This window comes from Salipiger sp., from assembly GCF_059781815.1.
Map to the genome: position 1 here is coordinate 2791 of NZ_JBYNAH010000052.1, position 22648 is coordinate 25438.

Sequence of the window (22648 nt, forward strand, 5' to 3'; positions counted from 1 at the left end):
CACCCAGGAAGTCCGATGACTACACCCATCTCGCGACGAACGATGCTCCGCGGCGCCGGCGTTGCCGTGGCCCATGCGCTGGCCGATTGCGGCGTCAAGAAGCTCTCGATCTTCGACACCGATCCGGCCCGCGCCGAAGGGCTCGCGAAACTGGTCGCGGGCAACCGTCCCGGCACCGAGACGCAGGCGGTCTCGGACCTTGCCGCGCTCTTCGCCGCGGACCGCCCCACCGGCATCGTCAACGCCACCCCGATGGGCATGGCCAAGCTGCCGGGCATGGCGATCGAGGCCGATCTCATCGCCAGCGACCTCTGGGTCGCCGACATCGTCTATTTCCCGCTCGAGACCCAGCTCATCGCAACCGCGCGCGCCAAGGGCTGCCGCGTGCTGCCGGGCTCCGGCATGGCGGTGTTCCAGGCGGTGCGCGCTTTCGAGCTTTTCACGGGCCGGCCCGCCGACCCGAACCGGATGAAGGCAACCTTCGACGCCTTCGACAAGACCCCGCTCGCCACCGCGGGCAACTCGTAACGCAAAGGGAGGAAATCATGCGTTCCATCACCACATCTCTTCTGGCCGTCACCGCGCTCTGCGGCAGCCTCGCCGCCAGCTCGGCCATGGCCCAGACCATCCGCGTCGCCCACGTCGACCCCGACGACTGGACCGGCTCCAAGAAGGGCGCCGCAGCGCAGATCTTCAAGAACATCGTCGAAGGCCAGTCGGACATGACCGTCGAGGTCTTCCCCGCCGGCGCGCTCGGCAACGAGGACGAGCTGATCGCACAGGCGCAGGACAACCTCACGCAGGTGGTGCTGGTCTCGGGCGCCATGTCGAAGGTCTGCCCGGCAGCTTCCGTGCTCGACATCCCCTACACCTTCTCCTCGGCCACCGTGGCATGGGACGTGCTCGACGGTGAGTTCGGCGACGCGCTCGCAGAGCACTGCCTCGAGAAGACCGGCCTGCGCACGCTGGCCTATGGCGAGACCGGTTTCCGCAACTTCACCAACGGTGTGCGCGAGATCAAGTCGCCCGCCGACATGGAAGGCCTGAAGTTCCGCGTCCAGCCGATCCCGCTCTATGTCGAGATGGTCAAGGGCCTTGGCGGCGAGCCGACCCCGATCGCCTGGACCGAGCTCCCGAACGCGCTCTCGACCGGCGTGGTCGACGGCCAGGAGAACCCGGTCGGCGTGATCTACAACAACGGCCTGCACAAGCTGCAGAAATACATGACCCTCGACGGCCACGTCTACGCCGCCGACTTCATCCTGATTTCCGACGAGTTCTACGACATGCTCGAGCCGGCGCAGCAGGAAGTGGTTGCCCGCGCCGCCCGCGTCGCCGGCACCATGGGCCGTGCGATCCAGCAGTGGAACACCGCCGAGGGCGTCGGCAAGGTCCAGGAAGAGGGCATGCAGGTCTACGCGCCGACCTCCGACGAGATCGCCGCCTTCGCGGAAAAGGCACAGCCCGCCGTGGTCGAGTACCTGCGCGGTGAACTCGGGGATGACGCCGAGTGGATCGACCGCCTGCAATCTGCCGTGGCGGACGCCACGCAGTAAGAGGCGCGCGCCGTGCCGGGGCCGGGCCGCTGCGAGGGGGGCCCGGCCTATTTTATTTCGGAGGAGCTGACATGACCGCTCTCACCCGCGCCGCAAGATGGCTGTTCGGCTTTGGTGCCGGCCTGTCGATGGCGCTCGTCTTCCTGATCATCTTCGTCAATTCGCTGCGGCGCTACACCATGGGCCGCTCGGTGCCGTGGGGCGAGGAACTGCCGATCTACCTGACGATCTACGGCGTCATGTTCGGGCTCGCGCTGGCCTATCTCAACGACCAGCACATCCGCTTCACCGTGCTGACCGACACCCTGCCGGGCCGGGTGCGCCACGTGCTCTTCATGATCGCCGACGTGGTCACCGTGGCCTCGGGGCTGGCGCTGGCCTATGCCGGCCACGTCTTTGCCCTGCGCCGCGGCAGCGTCGACAGCTCGGGCCTCAAGAGCACCGCCGACTGGCTCGCCACCTCCACCGGCATCGACTGGCTGGTCTGGCTCGGCAAGGTCGGCCCCTATCAATACGCCATCGCCTTCGGCGGCGGGCTGCTTGCGGTCGCCGGTGCGCTGAAGCTCGTCGAGCGCCTCACCCAGAGACGGGAGTTCTGAGCCATGGTCTATGCCATCCTCATCGTCGGCCTTCTGGCGGGCGCGCCCATCGCCATCGCGATCATCGCCGCCCTGCTCTATTTCATGGCCACCGGCGACGCGCCCTACACGCTGCGCATCGTGCCGACAGAGATCTACAAAGGCCTGAACTCCTTCCCGCTGCTGGCCATCCCGCTCTTCGTTCTGGCCGGCGAGCTGATGAACGAAAGCGGCATCACCGGCCGCATCATCGCCTTCGCCAACGTGCTTGTCGGGCGGATGCGCGCCGGCCTCGCGCTGGTCAATATCTGGGCCTCGGTGATCTTTGCCGGGCTCTCGGGCTCGGCGGTCGCCGATACCTCGGCCATCGGCCGGGTGTTCATCCCCGAGATGGAAAAGCACGGCTATGATCGCAGCTTCGCCGCCGCGCTCACCGCCGCATCCTCGGTGATCGGACCGATCATCCCACCCTCGATCCCGGTGATCATCTACGCGCTGATCGTCTCGGGCGTCTCGGTGCCGGCGCTGTTCCTCGGCGGTGTGGTGCCGGGCCTGCTGCTGGCGGTCTTCCTGTCGGGCTATGTCATGCTGACCGTGAAGGTCGACCATGGCGACCAGGCCGGAGACCTCGGCGGGCCTTCCAACGGCCAGGCGCTGCTGCAGGGCATCCTGCCGCTGCTGATGCCGGTGCTCGTGGTGGGCTCGATCCTCGCAGGCATCGTGACGCCCACCGAGGCGGCGAGCTTCGCCGTCGGCTACGCGCTGATCCTCGGGGTCTTCGTCTACCGCAAGATCAAGCTCTCCGCCCTGCCCCGGATCTTCTCGGGCGCGATGCGCGACAGCGCGGTGATCCTGATCATCATCGCGGCGGTGGCGGCGGCGAACTGGCTGCTGACCTACAACCGCATTCCCAACATGCTGACCGACTGGGTGCTGGGCAATGTCGACAGCAAGACCGCCTTCCTGATCGCCGTCATCATCCTGTTCCTCTTCGTGGGCCTGTTCCTCGAAGGCATCGCGGCGATGCTGGTGCTGGTGCCGATCCTGCACCCGATCGCCGTCAGCATGGGGGTCGACCCGACCCATTTCGGCATCCTTGTGATCTTCAACCTGATGATCGGCCTGATCACCCCGCCGCTCGGCCTCTGCCTCTTCGTGGCCGAGGGCGTGGCCAATGTCGGGATGGCCCGGCTCATCCGGTCGATCATGCCCTTCTTCCTCGTCGAGGTGCTGGTGCTGATCATCCTCACCTTCGTGCCGCAAACCGTCACCTGGCTGCCGACCCTGCTCGGCTTCTGATCCGCAATCCGTGGGAGACCCCGCCATGAAGACCTCGATCGCCACCGTCTCGATCTCGGGCGCCCTGCCCGAGAAGCTCGACGCAATCGCCGCCGCCGGGTTCGACGGGGTCGAGATCTTCGAGCAGGATTTCATCGCCCATGATGGCGGCGCCCGCGAGGTCGGGCGGATGATCCGCGACCACGGGCTAGACATCACCCTGTTCCAGCCCTTCCGCGATTTCGAATGCCTGCCCGAGCCGCTGCGCTCCAAGGCCTTCGACCGCGCCAAGCGCAAGTTCGACGTGATGCAGGAGCTTGGCACCGACCTGATCCTGATCTGCTCGTCGGTGCATCCGCGTGCGCTCGGCGGCATCCAGCGCGCCGCCGACGACCTCGCCGAGCTGGGCGAGATCGCCGGCGCGCGCGGGCTGCGGGTGGGCTTCGAGGCGCTGGCCTGGGGCCGGCATTTCAGCGATCACCGCGACGCATGGGAGATCGTGCGCCGCGCCAATCACGATCATGTCGGGCTGATCCTCGACAGCTTCCACACGCTCGGGCGCAAGATCGACCCAGAATCGATCCGCGCCATTCCCGGCGACAAGATCTTCTTCGTGCAGCTCGCCGATGCGCCCGCCATCGAGATGGACTTGCTCTACTGGTCGCGCCACTTCCGCAACATGCCGGGCGAAGGCGATCTCGAGGTGCGCCGCTTCATGCAGGCGGTGATGGCGGCGGGCTATAGCGGCCCGATCAGCCTCGAGATCTTCAACGACCAGTTCCGCGGCTCCAACGCCAAGGCCACCGCGCAGGACGGCTACCGCTCTCTGGTGGCACTGATGGACGATGTGCGCCGGGTCGAGCCGGAGACCAAGATCGACCTGCCCGCGATCCCGCCCCGGGTCCGGGCCGAGGACGTCAGCTTCATCGAGTTCACCGCCCGCGACGGCGAGGTCGAGACGCTGTCCTCATTGCTTCGGACGCTCGGCTTCACCCATGCGGCACAGCACCGCAACAAGCAGGTGGCGCTCTGGCAGCAGGGCGACGTGCGCATCGTCATCAACTCCGAGACCGAGGGCCATGCCAGCCATGTCTGGAACACCCGCGGCCTCTCGGTCTGCGACATCGGCCTGCAGGTCTCCTCGGCCGACGAGACCGTGACCCGCGCCAAGGCGCTCGGCTCCGCGCCCTTCTCCCAGCCCACCGGGCCAGGCGAGCTGGCGATCCCGGCGATCCGCGGCCTTGGCGGCTCGGTGCTGCATTTCATCGACGCCACCAGCGGGCTCGACAGCGTCTGGGACGTGGAGTTTGCCAAGACCGGTGCCGCGCCCCGCAACGATGCCGGCATCACCCATATCGACCACCTCGCGCAGACCATGTCCTACGAGGACATGCTGAGCTGGACGCTGTTCTACGCGACGCTCTTCGACATGGAGAAATCCCCCATGGTCGACGTGATCGACCCGGACGGGCTGGTGCGCAGCCAGGTGGTCGAGAGCGCCGCCGGGCGTCTCAAGATCACCCTCAACGGCGCCGAGACCCACCGCACGCTGGCCGGCCGCTTCCTCGCCTCGACCTTTGGCGCCTCGGTGCAGCACATCGCGCTCGCCACCGACGACATCTTCGCCACCGCCGCCAAGATGGCCGAGACCGGCTTCGCGCCGCTGCCGATCCCGGCGAACTACTACGACGACCTCGCCGCGCGGTTCGACATGCCCGACGGGCTGCTCGAGCGGCTGCGCGCCGCCAATATCCTCTATGACCGCGAGGGCGAGGCGGAGTTCTTCCAGCTTTACTCGCGCGCCTTCGCCAGCGGCATGTTCTTCGAGATCGTCCAGCGCGGGCCGGGCTACACCGGCTTTGGCGGGCCGAACGCCCCGTTCCGCATCGCGGCGCAAAAGCGCCTCGGGCCGAGCAAGGGCATCCCGCAGACCTGATCCGACCCGTCGTTCCCGGCTTTCGACATGGCAAGCGCCTCGCATCCCATCGATACGGGGCGCGTGGTCACGGGAACGTGTGAAGCGCGCCCCTCAGATACAAAATCATCATACTTTCAATGCGTTGCAAGACGTTCCCGCCCTGCAACGCACACGTCCCTCAGCCAATGGCAGCCCCGTGCCGACTTGTGTCGGGAGGAATTCTCGATATATCGACTATTACGATATATCTAGACTCACCCTTCCCGAGGCTCTCTTCATGCGACACGGCTCACGCTCCGCTCATCCCCACCGCAAGGGCCCGCATGGCCCCGGTGAAAAACGCGCCCCGAGAGAGGGCAAGCGCGGCCCCAAGCGGCTCTTCGAATATGGCGAGCTGCGGCTGCTGATCCTCGCGATGATCGCCCAGAGCCCGCGCCACGGCTACGAGATCATCAAGGCCATCGAGGAGCGCTTCAACGGTGCCTACTGCCCCAGCCCCGGGGTGATCTACCCAACGCTCTCGTGGCTCGAGGAGATGGGTTACATCGCCGTGGAGCCCGACGAGAACGCCCGCAAGCTCTCGCGCATCACCGCTGAGGGCGAAGCCTTCATCGAGGCCAATCGCGCCGCCGCCGACGAGCTGCTGACCCGCACCATCCCGCCCAATCACCGCGCCAACGCGCCCGAGGAGATCGTCGCCGCGATGGACGACATCAAGCTGGCCCTGCGCCAGCGCCTCGCGGCCTGCAACAACGATCCGGCGGTGATCGAGGCCCTTTCAGAGACGCTGCGCAAGACCGCGCAGGAGATTGCCAGCGGCGCGAAGTAGACGCCGCAAGCCCCCATTCAGACACAGGATTTCCCATGGAACCCATCATCACAAGGCATCGCCACGAACTCAAACGCCGCACCCTCACGGTGCGCGAGACCAGCTATCTCACGCCGCACATGATCCGCATGGTGCTGCACAGCGACGAGCTGGCCGACTTCACCAGCCTTGGCGCCGACGACCATATCAAGCTGTTCTTCGACGCTGGCGGCGAGAAGCCCGAGATGCGCGATTACACGCCCCGCCGTTACGACACCGAGCGCCGCGAGCTTGTGCTCGACTTCGCCGTGCACGAGGCCGGCCCGGCCACCGACTGGGCGCTCAACGCCGCTCCCGGAGACGAGCTCCGCATCGGCGGGCCGCGTGGCTCGGCGGTGATCGCGCCGGTCTTCGACTGGTGGCTGCTGATTGGCGACGAGACCGCCCTGCCCGCCATCGGCCGCCGCGCCGAGGAAACCCCCGCCGGGCCGCAGGTCATCACCCTTGCCGCCGTGCCGGGCGCCGAGGACGAGCAGCGCTTCGAGACCGAGGCGACGCTCGAGGCGCACTGGGTGCACCGCCCGGTCGCCGAAGCGCACGAGCCCGCCGCCCTGCTCGATGCCGCCCGCGCGCTGACGCTGCCCGAGGGCAAGGGCTTTGTCTGGATCGCCGCCGAGGCGCGAGTCGCAAAGGCGCTGAAGCAGCATTTCCTCGACGAGCGCGGCCACCCGGCCCAAGACCTCAAGGCCGCGGGCTACTGGGTGCGCGGAGACGCCGGCAGCAGCGACAAGTCGCTCGACTGAGCCGCAGGGCTCACTCGCAGCCCGCAGCCGCCCAGGTTTGAAGCTTGCGCTTGAAGGCCCCGCCGAGAGGGTGCTTTTTCTCAAACGCCTCCTCGCTCGCGCCGACATAGGTCTGCGCCTGCGTGCAGATGCGCTCCTGCGTCCACTGGTGGCAGTTGCTGCAGGTCTGGCCCTTCCAGAACTCCTCCGGCAGATCCTCGATCGGCGGAAAGAGCGGGGTCGCGTTGATCAGATCGGCGATCGAGCGGCCGTTGACTGCCGGCTCGTCCGAGACCAGCGCGCCGGTGAAGGTGATGGTCTCGGTCTCGGGCACAACCGTCGCCACAGCGGGCGCCTCCGGCGCCGGCTCGGGCTCGACCGGGCCACCGCCCACCGGGTCCTGCCCCGAGGACGCGCCCAGCGCCGCGATCTCGCCTTCCGCGAACTCGGCGAAGGTGCCGTTCGGGAAGGCCGCGAGGTAGCGCTCATATGCCTCGATGGTGTTGCTCGCCTGCGCCGCCTCGAACAGCGCCTGCTCGTCGGCGGGCGGCTCTTCGGGCGCGGCCTCGGGCTGGGCCGTGGTCACGCCGGCCAGCTCTTCTTCCATCACCGTTGTCAGCAGCCCGCGCGCCTCGCCGGCAAAGGCGGTGTCGCCGTAGCCGCGCAGGAACAGCATGATCTGCACCGGATCGCGGCTGTCCTTGATCGATTCCCAGAACTGCTGCGCCTCGAGATCGCGCGCCGTCAGCTTTTCGCCCTCGGCAAAGGAGAAATCCCCCACCAGCGACGAGCTGTCCCACGGCGTCTGCAAGCCGCCGGTCTCGCGCAGCACCTCGACACGGACCTGCTTGAACATCTGCTCGATGGGCAGGCCCGGGGTCGGCATCAGCTCGGCCATGGCGCGGGTGAAGGGGCTGTTCTCGCCGCCGCCATCCATTGCCACCGCGCCGGGCGCGGTTGCGTAGGCCAGGAAGGTGCCGGTGGGCGCCTTCATCTCGGCAAGGCCGTTGTCGTTGAATTCCGGGATGTTGCTGAACGGATTGTTGCGGCAGGCATCGAGGATCATGATGTTGGTGCGGTTGCCGGCCGAGAACATCTGCCGCAGCACCGATTGCACCTCCACCGCCACGAGGCTGAGATCGGCGGCATCGCTGAGCTCGGCGCTCACGGGAAGCAGGTAGTTCACCCCAAAGGACTGCACCCCGTGCCCGGCGTAGTAGAACAGCCCCGTGGCCTCGGGCCCGGCCTGCCGCAGCGCGCGCCCGAACTGGGCGATGCCGCGGGTGAGCTCGGTGCGGTCGGCGTCGATCAGCTCGTGCACCTCGAAGCCCAGCCCGCTCAGGGTCGACGCGATCAGCGTCGCATCGTTCGACGCATTCTCGAGCGAAGACACCGCCTGATAGTCGGAATTTCCCACCACCAACGCGATGCGGGTCTCGGCATAAAGCGCCCCGCCCATGCTGATCAGGAGCGTGACAATCGAAAAGACGAGCGTGCGTAGGAACATGCAGTGATCTCTGTGTCTGTGCGTCGATCAAGCGCCATCACACCTGCCCCGACCGGTGCGTTTCGCAGGACACGGAAGCTCGCGATACGCGAAATTGAGGACCTTCCGATAACCGTTGTTGCCTGAGCGACCAATATTCAGGATAATAATCTTATTCGCTAACCGACCCTATACTAGCATTCTTATCGTCACGCAGGGAAGGTCATTACTATGTTTCGTACCAAAACCCGTTTGTTTCGTCTCGATTTTATCGTCTCCGTGGCTGTCCTGCTTCTCCTGGCGACCTTTGCCACGTCACAGACCATCGACCCGTTCGAGAACGGCTGGACGCTCGATGCCGAAAGCTCCGAGCTGAATTTCATGTCGATCAAGAAGGGCGATGTCGCCGAGGACAGCCGCTTTGCCACGATCTCGGGCCTGATCACCGAGGATGGCAAGGCGCAGATCCGGGTGCTGATGGACTCGGTCGACACCCATGTCGACCTGCGCAACGTGCGCATGCGCTTCCTGTTCTTCGAATCCTTCAAGTACCCCGAGGCGTTGATCACCGCGCAGCTCGATCCCGACACGCTGCGCGATCTGCACCAGACCCGGCGCAAGATGGTCGAGGTGCCGTTCACCCTCAACCTGCACGGCGTCACCGTCGAGCGCAGCGCCCAGGTTGCGGTCAGCCTGATCGACAATGACCGCGTCAATGTCTCGACCACCAAGCCGATCGCGCTGAAGCTCGCCGATTTCAATCTCGAGGACGGGCGGCAGAAGTTGCAGGAAGCCGCCGAGGTGGTGATCGTGCCCGTGGGCATGGTCAGCTTCGACTTCGTCTTCAACCGCTCGAGCCCGGGCACCCCGGTCGCGATGGCCGATGTCACCGCGGTTGCCGCAGGTGGCGGCGCCTCGGCGGCGCTCGAGACCAAGGGCGCCTTCGACCGGGAGGCCTGCATCGGCCGGTTCGAGATCCTGAGCCGGGCGGGCAACATCTATTTCAACGCCGGCAGCGCCCGGCTCAGCGCCGACAGCTACCCGCTGCTCGAGAACCTCTACGACGTGGTCAGCCGCTGCCCCGACCTGCGCATCGAGATCGCGGGCCACACCGACAGCGATGGCAGCGATGCCGCCAACCTGCGGCTGAGCGAACTGCGCGCGGCCTCGGTGAAGGACTACCTGCAGGGCAAGGGCATCCCCGAGAACCGCATGCTGGTGGTGGGCTATGGCGAGGCGCGACCGCTTCTTGAAAACACCAGCGCCGCCAACAAGGCGCGCAACCGGCGCATCGAGTTCAGCGCGCTGAACTGACGGTCGCGGCCCGTCCAGGCGGGCCGCGGTCTATCCCTCACGGGCGCGGCGGTCCCTCACACCGCCGGAAGCGCGCCCAACCGCCCGCGGGAGCCCCCCGGGCACAAGACGATTACGACCGACCGATTTTTAACATGTTCTGACAACGGAGCCCGAGGGCGACTTGGAGATTTACCGACAACTCCCCTGCGAGGCGGACTTCACCATGGGACAGGACCCGGCGGGCCGGGATTACCTGTCGCTCGTGGTGAAGCGGACCTTCGACTTCCCCGACACCGCGGGCGGCGCCCCGGTGCCCAGCAAGACGCAGGCGCCGCTGGTCCACGCCGACCAGTATCACGGCGAGCCGGGGCTCTCGGCCTGCCGATGGGAGACCGACTTCGCTTTCCGCAAGGCGCGCTGCGACGTGATCGTCAACGGCTCTGCCCACGCCCCACGCGGCGAGGTCGCAACGAAGCTCCGCGTCGGCATCCGGCTCGGCCAGTGGTCGAAATCCTTCGACGTCTTCGGCGAGCGGCACTGGATGGCGGTGGGCCCCGCCTTCGTCGCCACCGATCCCGCCCCGTTCCGCCGCCTGCCGATCAGCTATGACCACGCCTTCGGCGGCACCGACACGCTCGATCCCGAGGATCCCCAGCCCGGCGTCTACGACGACAACCCGGTTGGCACCGGCTTTGCGGCGCGGCGCAACCACCTGCGGATCAACGGGCTCAGGCTGCCCCACACGCAGGCCAGCGACGAGGACATCTCCTCGCCCTTCGGCAGCTACACCCCCATGGCGCTTGGCCCCTACGGGCGGAGCTGGCCGCAGCGGCGGTGCCATGCCGGCACCTATGATCAGGCGTGGCAGGACAACGTGTTTCCGTTCCTGCCCAAGGATTTCGACGAGCGCTATTACCAGAGCGCCCCGCCCGATCAGCAGATCCCCCCGCCGCGCTCAGGCACCGAGGTGATCCTGCTGAACCTGACCGATCGTGGCCGCGAGAGCTTCTGGCTCATCGACTGCGAGCTGCCGCTCGCGATCTTCCGCGGCGCGCGGCCCGCGCTCGACCGCGAGGTGCTGCCCGACACCGTGCTGATCGACACCGATGCGCGCAAGTTCGCGCTGGTCTGGCGGGTCGACCTGCCGATGCAGCGCGGCTTTCTCGAGTTCTCCGAAGCCTGGGTCGGGCCGCCCACCGAGGCCATGGCCCGCGCCAAGCGCGAGGGCCGGCGCTATATCCGCGCGGTGGCCTCTGGCGATGGCGGGGAGGCCTCCGAATGAGCGGCGCGCTGCAGATCCTCACCTCGGGCATGGTCACGGCGGTCGGGCTCGACGCGCCCTCCTCCTGCGCCGCCCTGCGCGCCCGGCTCGACGGCTTCCAGGAGACCCGCTTCCCCCGTGGCGGCGGCGAGTGGCTGGTCGGCGCACCGGTGCCGATGCCGCGCAACTGGATGGGCGCCAAGCGGCTGGCCCATATGTGCGCCGCGACGATCTGCGAAGTGTTCGAGCGCGTCCCCGAGGCAGCGGACAAGACCGACCTCATCCTCTGCCTCGCCGAGGAAAGCCGGCAGGGAAGGCTGATCCGCGACGGCGCGGCGTTCATGCGGATGGTCGGCGAGATCGTCCGCCTGCCCGAGCGCCAGCGCGTTCGGCTGGTCTCGCATGGCCGGCCCTCGGGTTTCGTGGCGTTGCAGAAGGCGCGGCAGATGCTCTCGGACGGGTCGGATTACGTGATGATCCTCGGAGTCGACAGCTACCTCACCGCGCCCGCAGTGGGCCAATACCGGTCGCAGGAGCGGCTGCTCACCCCCACCACCCCCGACGGCTTCATCCCTGGCGAGGCGGCGGCCGCGGTGCTGTGCTCGGCGCGTCACCCGGGCGGGCTCGCGATCGGCGGGCTCGGCCTCTCGCGCGAGCCGGCGCCGATCTACAATGGCCAGGACAGCGACGGGTTCGACCTGCCGCTGCGCGGAGATGGCATGGTGCGCGCCTATTCCGAGGCCTTCTCGGAGGCGGGCCTCGCGCATTCCGACATCGTGCTCAAGATCGGCGACCTGCCGGGCGAAAGCTTCTGGTTCCGCCAGACCGCGCTGGCGATGATGCGCACCCAGCGCGAACGCAGCGCGGTACAGCCGATCTGGGCGGTGGGCGCGAGCCTCGGCAATATCGGCGCGGCGGTGGTACCCCTGATGCTGGGCTGGGCGCTTGCGGCGGCCGAGAAGCGCTACGGCCCGCAAGGGCCGGTGCTGATCGAGGCCTCGGGAGATGACGGCGCCTGCGGCGCGCTTGTGGCGAGGGCTGCGGCATGACGGTCTTCGCGAACTGTCTGGAAATCTCGGCCAAGGCGCAGGGCTGCAAGATCATCGCCGCCTTCCCCGACACCTGCTTCACCCCGCCCCAGACCCCGGCCACCCCGCCGGGCGTACCGATCCCCTACCCCAATTTCGGCATGGACAGCGACCTGACCTCCGGCACCGGCACGGTGAAGATCGGCGGCAAGGAGATCAGCCAGGAGAACAGCTCGAAATACTCCAAGATCTCGGGCGACGAGGCGGGCTGCGCGCCGAAGAAGGGCATCATCACCTCGAAGAACATGGGCAAGGCCTATGCCCAGAAATGGTCGATGGACGTCAAGGCCGAGGGCAAGGGCGTGGTGCGCTTCACCGACCTCGCCACCACCAACCACCAGAGCAACACCGGCAACGATGCGCCTTGGCTGATCGTCGGCAAGCCGGGGATGCCCGGCTTTCGCGACACCGACAACTGCCTCGTCGGCAGCTACGGCGAGATCAAGGACAAGTGTAACGAGCGCGGCGGCGAGGCCCACCATATCATTCCCGACGAATACCTGCGCGACGGCACCCGCGAGGATTCAAAGCCCGCGCACGAGACCTTCCCGCCCATCGACGACGCCTGCGCGATCTGCGTCGGCGGCAAGTCGAGCGGCAAGTCGCAGGCCGAGCGCACCAGCGATACCGGCAAGAAGATCGCCAAGAAGGCCGACGAATACGCGACCGAGAAGAACGTCGCCTCGCTCAGCACCGGGCGCGGCCACGGCTACATGCACTATTTCTTCGACGCCAGCTTCGGCAACAATGCCCGACCCATCGGCGACGCGGTCGAGATCGCCAAGCAGGCGCTGACCAATTGCGCCGCCTACCAGTCGGCGGTGGTTGACACCGAATGCGCCGAGGCCGGCAAGGAATGCGTCGAGAAGCAGTTTGAGAATGCCTGCGCCCAGGACCCGCAGCCGACCTGCAAACCCAATGTCCGCAAGTCCAACGAGCGCTTCGACAACGCCAAGGAACGGCTGAGCCGCGACGGCAATCTCAACGCCAACCTGATGCCGACGCGCCATTCGTCGCTGACCTGAGCCGGCTGCGCCACCCGGAAGGAGACCGCCCATGTACGCCCTGCCCGTCACCGAGAAGCTGGTCCTCGCCATCGACGATTCCGAAGCGGAGGACTGGATCTTCCACTACGTGGAGTTCGAGCCGACCGCCCATCACAGCTTTCGCACGCCCCATGGCGGGCAGGTGCTGGCGATGACGGTGAACCCCAAGAGCTTCGCGGCGTGGATCGTCGCGGCGGGGCAACTCTATGCCGCGTCGCGCGAGATGGAGATCGCGGTGCCCCTGCCGTTGCCGGTCGAGGGCATGGTGCCCTTCGACGTGACGCGGATCGGGGATCGCTACTACGTCTGCGGCGATGCCTCGAACATCTGGTACTACGATGTCCCGCGCGAGGACTGGGTGCCGCTGGTGGTGCCAGAGCCGCGCCCCGAGATGCCGCCCCGCCAGGGCGGCGAAAGCGCCGAGAGCTACACCCGCCGCACCAGCCCCCGCATGTACGACTACGCCCGCCGCTTCCCCGACATGTACCGCGCCTTCCCGATCGGACAGGAGACCTATTTCTGCGGCGCTCTGGGGCGGGTGATCCGCCTGAAGGACGGCGCCACCGACGAGCAATGGCTCGAGACCGGCGCCCGGCTGGTGCATGGCTATGACGAGGGAGGCGCGGCGGTGCTCTGCGGCGACGATCCCGTCGCCGGGATCTATCGCGGCACGATGGACGAGGGTTTCGAGCAGCTCTTTCAGGACGACAACCCGGCGCTGCACCTCACCGCGCTGCACGACGGCGTCCGCTATATCGGTGCCGGGCTCGATCCCGATCACGAAGGTCCATGCCTCTTCACGCTGGAAGACGGCGAGCTTGTCCCGGTCGAAACCGGCTGCGAGCGCGAGCCCGGGCATCTCACCCATCTCAAGGTCACCGGCTCGGTGCTCTGGGCCACGGATCTGGAAGGCATATTTCGGCTAAAGGACGGGCGCTGGCGTCTGACCGAGATCGCCGATCTGGCCTGAGTGCTTCGCCGCTTACGCTGGAAGCGAGCCCAGCAGGAAGGCGCGCACCTTGTCGAGATCGAGCGCCGCCACGGTCAGCCCTGCGGCGCTTGGCTGCAGCATACGCACCACGAAGAGCTCGCCGGCTTCCGGATACTCGATATAGCGCTCCTCGGCGACCTTCAGCCCGTCTGCGCCGGCCACCCGCAAACCGTCGATATGCGCCTCGAGCCGTTCGAGCAGCCGCTCGATGCGCTCGGCGTCCATGTCGGGATTGTCGTCGGGGTTGAGCAGCGCGTGGTCGTAGACCGTCCACAGGAACGCGGCCTGCTCGGCGTGCTGACGCAGCATTTCGGGCAGGACGGGGGCGGGCATCAGTTCAGGTTCACCGATCCGCCGCGGATGCGGTTCGAGGCCGAGGCATGGCTGACGAGATAGGTGCCGCGGATGGTGATGTGGCCATCCTTCTCCATCACGATGGAGGACTTGCCGCAGCGCAGCTCGAGGCGGTCGTTGGCGGTGATTTTCACCCGCTCGCCGTCGCGCACCACCTCGGGTGCACCCTCGCGCAGGCGTGGCTCTACGATCTTGCCGACGATCAGCGGCCGCGTGCTGTCGCCATCCTCGTAGAGCAGCGCCACCTCCGAGCCGACATCGTCCGGTCCGAGCTGGGCAAGGCTGCGCGCCGGCACCGCCCGGTCCTTGGGATTGCCCGCGAAGACCACCAGCGGCAGGCCGTCCTCGAAGCCGAGCAGCAGCCCGATGATCACGCCCTGAATGCGCTCCGATACCTGCATCTGCCCGACCTCCCTGTCGGTTCCGGTGTCGTGACGCGGGCGAAGGCCATGGCCCCGCCCGCCTGTGATCCTCAGCTCAGCGCCTGGAATTCGACGCGGCGGTTCTCGTCGGCGCGCGGGTTGGCCTCGTTGAACGGGAAGCGTTCGCCCATGCCAACGGTCTCGAGACGCGAGGGCGGCAGGCCGCATTCCTCGATCAGGTTGCGCGCCACTTCCTTGGCGCGCAGCACCGAGAGTGTCTCGTTATAGGCCTCTGAGCCGGCGGAATCGGTGTGGCCGACGATGCGGATCTTGCCCACATCCGCCGCCAGAAGCGCCATGCACACGGTGCGCAGCTTGGGTTTCTGATCGTCCGAGATCGCGGCGCTGTCGAAGCCGAACTCGATATGCAGGTTGACCTGCAGCTCGGGCGCGAGCTGGCCGAACACCATCGGCGCGTCGCTCGCCGCGGCCAGCAGCGGCTTGTTGGGATCGGCGGGGCGCTGCGGCGCGCTGTCGCTCGAGGCGGTGATCGACACCCCCTGCCCGCTGCCCGCGGGCGCGGACAGCTCGGGCGCGGTGGTCGCCACCTGCGGCGCGGTCTGCTGCAGCTCGGGCGCGGCGGGTGTGGCCGGTGTCTCGGGCGCCGTGGCAGTCACCTCGGGCGCCGCGCTTTCGGCGGTGACGTCCTGCACGGTGATCAGCTTCAGCCCGCGGGTCTGGCCAAGGCCGCTGGTCTCGGCCTCTTCGAAGACCTGTTTCTGACGCTGGAAGATCTGGGTCAGTTCATCGACGGAAAGCTCGTCCTGAGCGAAAGCCGGCATCGCAAGGACACTCAGGCAGGACACGGAAAAAAACATCGTTCTCAAAAGCATAATCACCCCCCTTGGAAAAAGGTTTTTCGGATGCTGAAAAAAGAGTAGCATGAGCGGTGTTTGAATACAGCTATTTTCGGGGGAGACGCGGGGCTGGAAAACCCGCATTGACGCCGAGCCCCACCGGCATTGATCAAGGCGCGCGCATGTCCACGCCCCAAACAAGAAATCCCATCCTGAGACCGTTGCCGGCGCCCAGTTTCAAAGGGGCTGGCCTGACCCATACCGGCTGCGTTCGCGAAGAGAACGAGGACAGCATCCTCACCGACCCCGCGGGGCTGCTCTGGGCAGTGGCCGACGGCATGGGCGGATATGGCCACGGGGCGATGGCCTCCGACATGGTGCTCGACCAGGTCACGCTGGTCAGCGATTTCGCCCCGCCCGCCCCGACCATGCGCGCCCGGCTGCAAGAGGCCAACCGCGCCATCCATGCCAAGGCCCAGAGCCCCGAGATCGGACAGATGGGCGCGACCGCGGTGGTGATGCTGATCCAGAATTGCACCGCCCATATCGCCTGGGCCGGCGATTGCCGCGCCTATCTGATGCGCGCCGGGCAGCTCCGGCTGCTGACCCGCGATCACACCGTTGTGCAGGAGATGGTCGATCAGGGCCTGCTCAGGGACGGCGACCGCCATCGCCACCCGCAGCGCCATGTGGTCACCCGCGCCGTGGGCGCCGAGCCCGATCTCGAGATCGACGACACCGCCGTGCCGCTGGTGCCCGGCGACCGCATCCTGCTTTGCAGCGACGGGCTCACCGCCTGCCTCGCCGACCAGACCATCGCCAACCTCATGCATCTCGACGCCACGCCGCGCGACATCTGCGCCGAGCTCGTGCGCGCCTGCATCGAGGCCGGCGCACCGGACAACGTCTCGGTGATCTGCGTCTTCGCCTCGGAGGGCTGACCGATGCGGGACGGCGCCTTCATCGGCCCCATCATCGTCGCCATCGGGCTGATCGTCGCGGCGATCTGCTTTGCCGTGGTCGGCGCCCTGCTGCAAACCGCCGATGGCCGCACCGAGCTGCGGCTCGAACGCGCCGAGGCCGAGCTGTCGCAGCTGCGCAGCGGGCTCGACACGCTGCGCTCGGAGTTGCGCGACGCCGAGGCCGAGATCGAGCGGCTCGAGGAAGAGATCGCGCTGTCCGCCAGCCGCGCCCCGGCCCCCGGCCCGGCCCTCGCCGTGCCCGACTTCGTCCCCGGCATGCCCGAGGTCATTGGCGCCGCCGAGGATCAGCCCGGCACCGAAGAGATGACCGAGGAGATGCGCACCGCCAAGTCGCGCTTCAACATGGGCATCACCCAGCCCGGCAACCGCGTCATGCTGGAAATCCTCGGCCACCCGCGCAGCACCTATTCCACCACCTGCCAGGCGGTCACCCAGCCCAAGCTCAAGGCGCTGATGGAGACCCGGCAGGTCGGCCCGATCCGCGTCACCATGATCCGCCCCGCGCTCGACAGCCTGCAGCGCATCGTCGACAAGCTTCAGGCACAAGAGCCCGACATCTACGCCGCGCTCGGCACCGCCGGCGCGATCTGTGCCCGGCTGATCCGCGGCTCGCGCAGCTCGGTCTCGAACCACAGCTGGGGCACCGCGATCGACCTCAAGCTGCAGGGCCAGCTCGACGGGTTTGCCGATGGCGGCACCCAGTTCGGGCTGCTCCTGCTGGCGGAGCTGTTCAACGAGGAAGGCTGGTACTGGGGCGCGGGCTATCGCCGCGAGGATTCGATGCATTTCGAGGTCGGGGTCGAGACCCTGCGCAAGTGGCAGGCCGAGGGCCTGCTCTGACAGATGGCACCGTCCCCGCTCAGACAAACCGCCGGGCCAGTGCTCCGCTTCATCGAAGGGATCGACGCGAAACACGGCGAGCGCCGCATCATCGACGAGGCCGCGCCGCTGCTCGAGGGCTTCGAAAAAGCCGCCCAGCGGGCCGGCGTGGCGCAGGTGGCGATCAAGCCGGCGCGCTACGCGCTTGCGATGCTGATCGACCAGCGCGCGCGCCAGCTCAAGGGGATCACGCTCGGCACCTGGTCGGTGCTGGCGCGGCGCGCGCTCTTCGAGGGCCGCGACATCCCGATGGCCCGGATCCGAGAGTTCCGCGACACCGCAAGGCGCAACGGCATGGACGATCTCGAGGCCTTTCTCGGCGAGATGCTGGAACGGGCCGAGACCGTGCGCGCCGGTCCCCAGCGCCGCCACGGCGGCGGCTGGGGCTGGAAGGCCGCGGGGTTTGCTTTGCTGCTCCTGGGGGGCCTCGCCACCTATGCCGGGGTGCTCGAGTATCGTTTCCAGCGCCAGATCGGCGCGGATTTCGAGGCCGAGGCGCTCAATATCGGGCTCGACCGCACGCAGGAGGGCGCCGAGCTGGTGCGCCGGCTCGATGCCCTGCGCGCCGCCGCCGACCGGGTGGTGCAGGTCGAGCGCATGGCGCCGCTGCGCCGCGTGCTGCGCTTGCCGGTGGTCGACAGCGAGACCCGCGCCGAGGCCGCCTATGCAGAGGCTGCGCGCCGGCAGGTGCCGCCCGAGCTGGCGCGCGGGTTAGAGCAGTTCCTTGCCACCGAGGGCGACGGGCTGGCGCTTTACGACACGCTGCGCGCGTGGTCGGTGCTGACCGGCGAACAAGGCTGGCAGCCGGGCTACCTTGCCGGCTGGCTCGAGGATCACGGCGCGGCCGTCGGGCTGGGCGGGCTGGCGCGGCACGTGGCACCGCTCGAGGGGCCGGTGGCGCTGCAGCCGCAGGACACGCAGATCATGGATCAGGCGCGCGGCTTTGCCGCCGAAGTGCCCGAGCCGGCGCGGGCCTGGCTCGAACTCTTGCGCTCGGACGAGATGCGCGCCCTGCCCGACTGGATCGCCCCCGAGGCGGTGCCCGGCGTCGAGACGGTGCTGCTGCGCCGCTCCGGCGCGCCGATCTCGCAAGGGATCCCCGGTCTCTTCACCACCGAAGGCTGGCAGGCGGCGCGCAGCACCGGCGTCGGGCTCGCGGTGCAGAACGCCCGCGCCGTCGCGCCCGAGATCACCGGCGTGGCGCTGCCGCCCGAGAACAGCTCGCCCGACCTGCTGCTCGACCGACTGCACCGCGAGACGGCCGCGGCGTGGAAGGACTGGCTGGCCGACCTGCGGGTCCAGCCCTTCGCCGACCGCGAGACCGCCATCGTGGTCTCGGGGCAGCTCGCGCAGGCCGAGAACCCGCTCACCCGCCTCCTGCGCGAGGTCTGGGAGCAGAGCGGCGGTAACGACCGCAGCCGCAGCCACGACCAGCAGCTCCTGCTCGCGCGCGAGTTCGGGCCGATGATCCAGTATGTCGAACAGGGCCGCATGGCCGAGATCGCGCGGCTGTTTTCGCCCCTCAACGTGGCGCTTGGCGCGGTCGATATCGACGCCCGCCGCGCCACTCGCCGGCTGATGACCTTCCAGGATCGCTCGCGCTCCATCGCGGCGCTGAAGAGCGCGCCGCGCATCGTGGTGCAGATCGCCGAGGACGTGCTGGCGCAATCCGCCCGCCCCGCCGCCGAGGACGCGGCGCAATACCCGCTGGCGCGGCAATGGCAGCAGCAGGTCTTCCCTGCCTGCCGCAACACAGTGAGCGGGCGCTACCCGTTCCAGAACGGCGGCGATGCCAGCCTGTCCGAGATCGCCTCGCTGCTTGGCCCGCAGGGCTCGCTGACCACCTTCCTCGCGACCTATGCCCAGCCCATGCTCGAGACCGCCGAGAGCCCGTGGCGCTGGAAACCCGAGGCGCGCTTTGCCGGGATGCAGCCGGAAAGCGCCGAGTTTCTCGAGCGCGCAACGCAGATCTCGCAGGCGCTGTTCACCGCCGACGGCAGGCTCTCGCACAGCCTGACGCTGGCCGCACTGGCCGAGCGCGGCCAGACCCTCGTGGCGATCGGCGGCAGCGCCGCGCCGGTGCGGACCAGCGGCGCACCGGCCACGCTCGACTGGCCCGGCCCGCGCCCCGAGGCCGGGGTGGAGGTGGCGTTCCGCGAAAGCACCGATGCGGCGCGGCTGATCGAAACCGGCCCCTGGGGCCTTTACCGGCTGATCGACGGCACCCGCCTGCGGCTGCGCGACGACGGCGCGCGCGCCCTGCTCGACCTGCGCAACAGCGAGGGGCGCGTGTTTCTCGAGCTCGGATTTCCCGCGCCGCTCAACCCGGTCTCGATCCGGCCGGTGCTGCGCGCCTTCGACTGCCCCGCGACCTTGTGAAGTTTACAACCCACGAGGTCGGGAATCCCTGTATAGTCACAGGTGATTACAGATTGTTATTTTGATCCGACCATTCCCGATAGAGGGGACGCGCGATATGATAGACCGAATTGCCGAGCTGACGACCCCGATCAATCTTGGCGGACCCGGCGACCTCACCTTCTCGAGGATGACCGGGCACGACGCGATCAGCAGCTGCTTCCGCTACGAGGTGATCGCGATCAGCGAAGACCCCGACATCCCGGCAAGCGAGCTGCTCGGACAGGTCTGCAACGTCGCGGCCTATACCAACGAGCTCGACGAGACCCAGACCCGCCATTTCAACGGCATCGTCGACCAGTTCGCCTTTCTCGGCACCGAGAGCGACGCCTTCGACGTGGTCTATGGCTACCGGCTGGTGCTGCGGCCGACGCTCTGGCTGCTTTCCAAGGCAAGCGACAACCGCATCTTCCAGGAGATGTCTGTTCCCGAGATCATCACCCAGATCCTCGACGAGAACGGCTTCTCGGATTACGAGCTGCGGCTGAGCGGCAGCTACGATCCGCGCATCTATTGCGTTCAGTACGGCGAAAGCACGCTGGATTTCCTGCAGCGCCTGATGGAGCACGAGGGGATCTTCTACTTTCACGAATTCGACGCGTTCCAGCACAAGCTGATCATCGCCGACACGCTCGACGACCTCTCTCCGCAGCCCGACCTGCCGCTGCTGCGCTTCGAGCCCGATGCGACCGACGCCCAGCGCGGCCCCGGCGTGATCACCAGCTGGCGGCGGCTGGCAACGGTGGTGACGGGCACCCACACCCAGACCGACTACGATTTCGAAAAGCCTTCCGCCGATCTCAGCACGCAGCTCTCCGATCCCAAGAAGCACAGTGCGAGCGAGATGGAGCGCTATGACTATCCCGGCGTCTATACCGAGATCGCCGGCGGCCAGCGCCTCACCGACATGCGGCTCGAGGCCGACCAGGGCAGTCATTTCGAGATGGATGCCGACAGCACGGCGAGCCTGCTGTGGTCTGGCAACCTCTTCGACTTCGTGGATTTCCCACGGCTGGTCGAGAACGGCGCCTATTTCATCCTGCGGGTCGATTACCAACTCTGGGACGGTCAGTACTTCGCCGGCGGCGCGGGCGAGCGCGAGGAACGCATGGGGTTCAGCGCCCGCTATCGCGTGCTGCCCTCGGACTCGCGCTGGCGCCCGTCCCACGTCACGCCGCGCCCGGTGATGCGCGGTCCGCAAACCGCCGTGGTCGTGGGCCCGAGCGGCGAGGAAATCTATACCGACGAGTACAGCCGCGTGAAGGTGCAGTTTCACTGGGACCGGGTCGGCGCCAGGGACGAGAACTCGTCCTGCTGGGTGCGGGTCAGCTCGGCCTGGGCCGGCTCGGGCTGGGGCTTCATCCAGATCCCGCGCATCGGCCAGGAGGTGATCGTCGATTTCCTCGAGGGCGATCCCGACCGCCCGATCATCACCGGACGGGTATACAACGCCGAGCAGATGCCGCCCTACGGCCTGCCCGGAGAGGCCACGAAATCGGGCTGGAAGTCGAACTCCTCGCTCGGTGGCGGCGGCTGGAACGAGCTGATGTTCGAGGACAAGGCAGGCTCGGAGCTGGTCTATTTCCAGGCAGAAAAGGATCATGACGAGCTGGTCAAGAACAACGAGACCCGCCACATCGGCAATGACTGGTCAGAAGAGGTGGTGCACGACGCGACGCAATGGGTCGGCCACAACCGCGACGAGACGGTCGACAATTGCAAGACCACCCATGTGAAGGTCGACCGCACGGTCAATATCGACCACGACGACACCGAGACCGTGGGCAACAACCGCGCGCTCACTGTGGGCGTGAACGAGACCATCATGGTCGGCAGCAACTCGACCGAGACCATCGGCGTGAACCACAGCCAGACCGTGGGCAGCAACCAGACGGTGAATGTCGGCGCCAACCGGGTCGACACCGTGGGCATCAGCGAGACCCGCACCGTGGGCGCGGCGCAGATGAACACCATCGGCGCGGTGCGTCAGGTCACCGTGGGCGCGAACCAGGGCCACGGCATCGGCGGCTCGGACAGCTGGAAGGTCGGCGGCAGCCAGAGCGTCTCTGTGGGCAAGGATCAGGTGACGCAAGTGGCCAAGAACCACTCGCTCGACGCGGGCGAGAACAGCTCGATCTCGGTCGGCAAGGACGCCATCGTCGCGATCGGCGACAACGGCGTGGTGTCGGTGGGCAAGGACCTCACCATCGACGCCAAGGACAGCATCAACCTGACCTGCGGCAAGGCCAGCATCCTGATGAAGAAGGACGGCTCGATCACCATCAAGGGCAAGGACATCACCATCGATGGTTCGGGCAAGATCACCGCGAAGGCGGCGAGCGACATGACCCTCAAGGGCTCGAAGATCAACCAGAACTGACCAGCCGCTCCAGCGCCTCGGGGCCGCGCGGCGTACGGCCCGGCGCCCAGACCAGCGGCGGGCTCAGCGCTGCGCCCCCGCCCTCCGGGAGGAGCGGCGCGAGCGCTGCGGCAAGAGCGTCGCCCCCGGCCTCTCCGGCCACCGCGCGGTCGAGATGCGGCAGCGCCTCCCGTCCCCAGCGCTCCGCCGCGTCCTGCGCCACCGCAGGGAGCGCAGAGACCGCGGCGAGCGGAAACGCCCGGCCGGCGGAATCTCCGCTCGGCACGACCAGCATCAGCAGCACGTCCTCGCGCGTTCCCTCAAGCAGTACCAATAAGCCCTGCGAGG

The 22648-nt window shown here is 67.6% G+C and carries 21 protein-coding genes; 16 read left to right on the forward strand and 5 right to left on the reverse strand.

The window, feature by feature from the left end; genetic code table 11:
* Positions 1-15 precede the first annotated feature (15 nt).
* The 7 genes from AC6RA4_RS08245 to AC6RA4_RS08275 all read left to right on the forward strand — a co-directional run bounded on the left by AC6RA4_RS08245 (position 16) and on the right by AC6RA4_RS08275 (position 6941).
* Positions 16-528, forward strand: a complete 513-nt coding sequence (locus AC6RA4_RS08245; protein ID WP_500159226.1) for a hypothetical protein — start codon at positions 16-18, stop codon at positions 526-528.
* A 17-nt stretch (positions 529-545) separates the two neighbouring features.
* On the forward strand, positions 546-1556 hold the full coding sequence (locus AC6RA4_RS08250; protein WP_500159228.1) for a DctP family TRAP transporter solute-binding subunit: 1011 nt from the start codon (positions 546-548) through the stop codon (positions 1554-1556).
* Positions 1557-1627: 71 nt separating this feature from the next.
* Positions 1628-2155, forward strand: coding sequence for a TRAP transporter small permease (locus tag AC6RA4_RS08255; protein WP_500159230.1), 528 nt, complete (start codon positions 1628-1630; stop codon positions 2153-2155).
* A gap of 3 nt (positions 2156-2158) precedes the next feature.
* The gene (locus AC6RA4_RS08260) at positions 2159-3433 is read left to right on the forward strand and encodes a TRAP transporter large permease (RefSeq protein WP_500159232.1); all 1275 of its coding nucleotides are present in this window, start codon (positions 2159-2161) and stop codon (positions 3431-3433) included.
* Positions 3434-3458: 25 nt separating this feature from the next.
* On the forward strand, positions 3459-5348 hold the full coding sequence (locus AC6RA4_RS08265; RefSeq protein ID WP_500159234.1) for a bifunctional sugar phosphate isomerase/epimerase/4-hydroxyphenylpyruvate dioxygenase family protein: 1890 nt from the start codon (positions 3459-3461) through the stop codon (positions 5346-5348).
* 259 nt (positions 5349-5607) lie between these two features.
* The gene (locus tag AC6RA4_RS08270) at positions 5608-6159 is read left to right on the forward strand and encodes a PadR family transcriptional regulator (protein ID WP_500159236.1); all 552 of its coding nucleotides are present in this window, start codon (positions 5608-5610) and stop codon (positions 6157-6159) included.
* A 35-nt stretch (positions 6160-6194) separates the two neighbouring features.
* Complete coding sequence (locus AC6RA4_RS08275) at positions 6195-6941, forward strand: siderophore-interacting protein (protein ID WP_500159238.1); 747 nt, start codon at positions 6195-6197, stop codon at positions 6939-6941.
* A 10-nt stretch (positions 6942-6951) separates the two neighbouring features.
* Here AC6RA4_RS08275 and AC6RA4_RS08280 read toward each other — a convergent pair whose 3' ends face one another.
* Positions 6952-8427, reverse strand: a complete 1476-nt coding sequence (locus tag AC6RA4_RS08280; protein WP_500159240.1) for a caspase family protein — start codon at positions 8425-8427, stop codon at positions 6952-6954.
* Between the two features lie 210 nt (positions 8428-8637).
* Here AC6RA4_RS08280 and AC6RA4_RS08285 point away from each other — a divergent pair, with 210 nt between their 5' ends.
* The 5 genes from AC6RA4_RS08285 to AC6RA4_RS08305 all read left to right on the forward strand — a co-directional run bounded on the left by AC6RA4_RS08285 (position 8638) and on the right by AC6RA4_RS08305 (position 14067).
* A complete protein-coding gene (locus tag AC6RA4_RS08285) occupies positions 8638-9720 on the forward strand; it encodes an OmpA family protein (RefSeq protein ID WP_500159242.1) in 1083 nt (360 codons plus the stop codon).
* A 205-nt stretch (positions 9721-9925) separates the two neighbouring features.
* Positions 9926-10984: a DUF2169 family type VI secretion system accessory protein gene (locus tag AC6RA4_RS08290; RefSeq protein ID WP_500159244.1), complete on the forward strand. Its 1059-nt coding sequence runs from the start codon at positions 9926-9928 to the stop codon at positions 10982-10984.
* Complete coding sequence (locus tag AC6RA4_RS08295) at positions 10981-12012, forward strand: 3-oxoacyl-ACP synthase (RefSeq protein WP_500159246.1); 1032 nt, start codon at positions 10981-10983, stop codon at positions 12010-12012. Before AC6RA4_RS08290 ends, AC6RA4_RS08295 begins: the two co-directional genes overlap by 4 nt.
* Entirely contained in the window at positions 12009-13076 is a 1068-nt protein-coding gene (locus AC6RA4_RS08300) for a DUF4150 domain-containing protein (RefSeq protein ID WP_500159248.1), read from the forward strand. Before AC6RA4_RS08295 ends, AC6RA4_RS08300 begins: the two co-directional genes overlap by 4 nt.
* Positions 13077-13107: 31 nt before the next feature.
* Positions 13108-14067, forward strand: coding sequence for a hypothetical protein (locus AC6RA4_RS08305; protein ID WP_500159250.1), 960 nt, complete (start codon positions 13108-13110; stop codon positions 14065-14067).
* Positions 14068-14079: 12 nt separating this feature from the next.
* On the opposite strand, the gene AC6RA4_RS08310 is transcribed toward AC6RA4_RS08305, so the two are convergent.
* The 3 genes from AC6RA4_RS08310 to AC6RA4_RS08320 form a co-directional block, all read right to left on the reverse strand.
* Positions 14080-14421: a hypothetical protein gene (locus tag AC6RA4_RS08310; protein ID WP_500159252.1), complete on the reverse strand. Its 342-nt coding sequence runs from the start codon at positions 14419-14421 to the stop codon at positions 14080-14082.
* Entirely contained in the window at positions 14421-14843 is a 423-nt protein-coding gene (locus AC6RA4_RS08315; protein WP_500159254.1) for a DUF6484 domain-containing protein, read from the reverse strand. The genes AC6RA4_RS08310 and AC6RA4_RS08315 overlap by 1 nt, the downstream gene beginning before the upstream one ends.
* Positions 14844-14914: 71 nt before the next feature.
* Positions 14915-15646: an OmpA family protein gene (locus AC6RA4_RS08320; protein WP_500159256.1), complete on the reverse strand. Its 732-nt coding sequence runs from the start codon at positions 15644-15646 to the stop codon at positions 14915-14917.
* A gap of 197 nt (positions 15647-15843) precedes the next feature.
* On the opposite strand from AC6RA4_RS08320, the gene AC6RA4_RS08325 reads away from it, so the two are divergent.
* The 4 genes from AC6RA4_RS08325 to AC6RA4_RS08340 all read left to right on the forward strand — a co-directional run bounded on the left by AC6RA4_RS08325 (position 15844) and on the right by AC6RA4_RS08340 (position 22321).
* Positions 15844-16602 carry a PP2C family protein-serine/threonine phosphatase gene (locus tag AC6RA4_RS08325; protein WP_500159258.1) on the forward strand — a complete coding sequence of 253 codons (759 nt, stop codon included), beginning with the start codon at positions 15844-15846 and terminating at the stop codon, positions 16600-16602.
* Between the two features lie 3 nt (positions 16603-16605).
* Positions 16606-17484: a M15 family metallopeptidase gene (locus AC6RA4_RS08330; RefSeq protein ID WP_500159260.1), complete on the forward strand. Its 879-nt coding sequence runs from the start codon at positions 16606-16608 to the stop codon at positions 17482-17484.
* A 39-nt stretch (positions 17485-17523) separates the two neighbouring features.
* Positions 17524-19902 (forward strand): ImcF-related family protein, encoded by a 2379-nt coding sequence (locus AC6RA4_RS08335; RefSeq protein ID WP_500159262.1) that lies wholly within the window; start codon positions 17524-17526, stop codon positions 19900-19902.
* 97 nt (positions 19903-19999) lie between these two features.
* On the forward strand, positions 20000-22321 hold the full coding sequence (locus AC6RA4_RS08340; RefSeq protein ID WP_500159264.1) for a type VI secretion system Vgr family protein: 2322 nt from the start codon (positions 20000-20002) through the stop codon (positions 22319-22321).
* On the opposite strand, the gene AC6RA4_RS08345 is transcribed toward AC6RA4_RS08340, so the two are convergent.
* On the reverse strand, positions 22308-22648 hold a 341-nt coding region (locus AC6RA4_RS08345; protein ID WP_500159266.1), incomplete at its 5' end, for a hypothetical protein. The two genes, AC6RA4_RS08340 and AC6RA4_RS08345, sit on opposite strands and share 14 nt — an antisense overlap.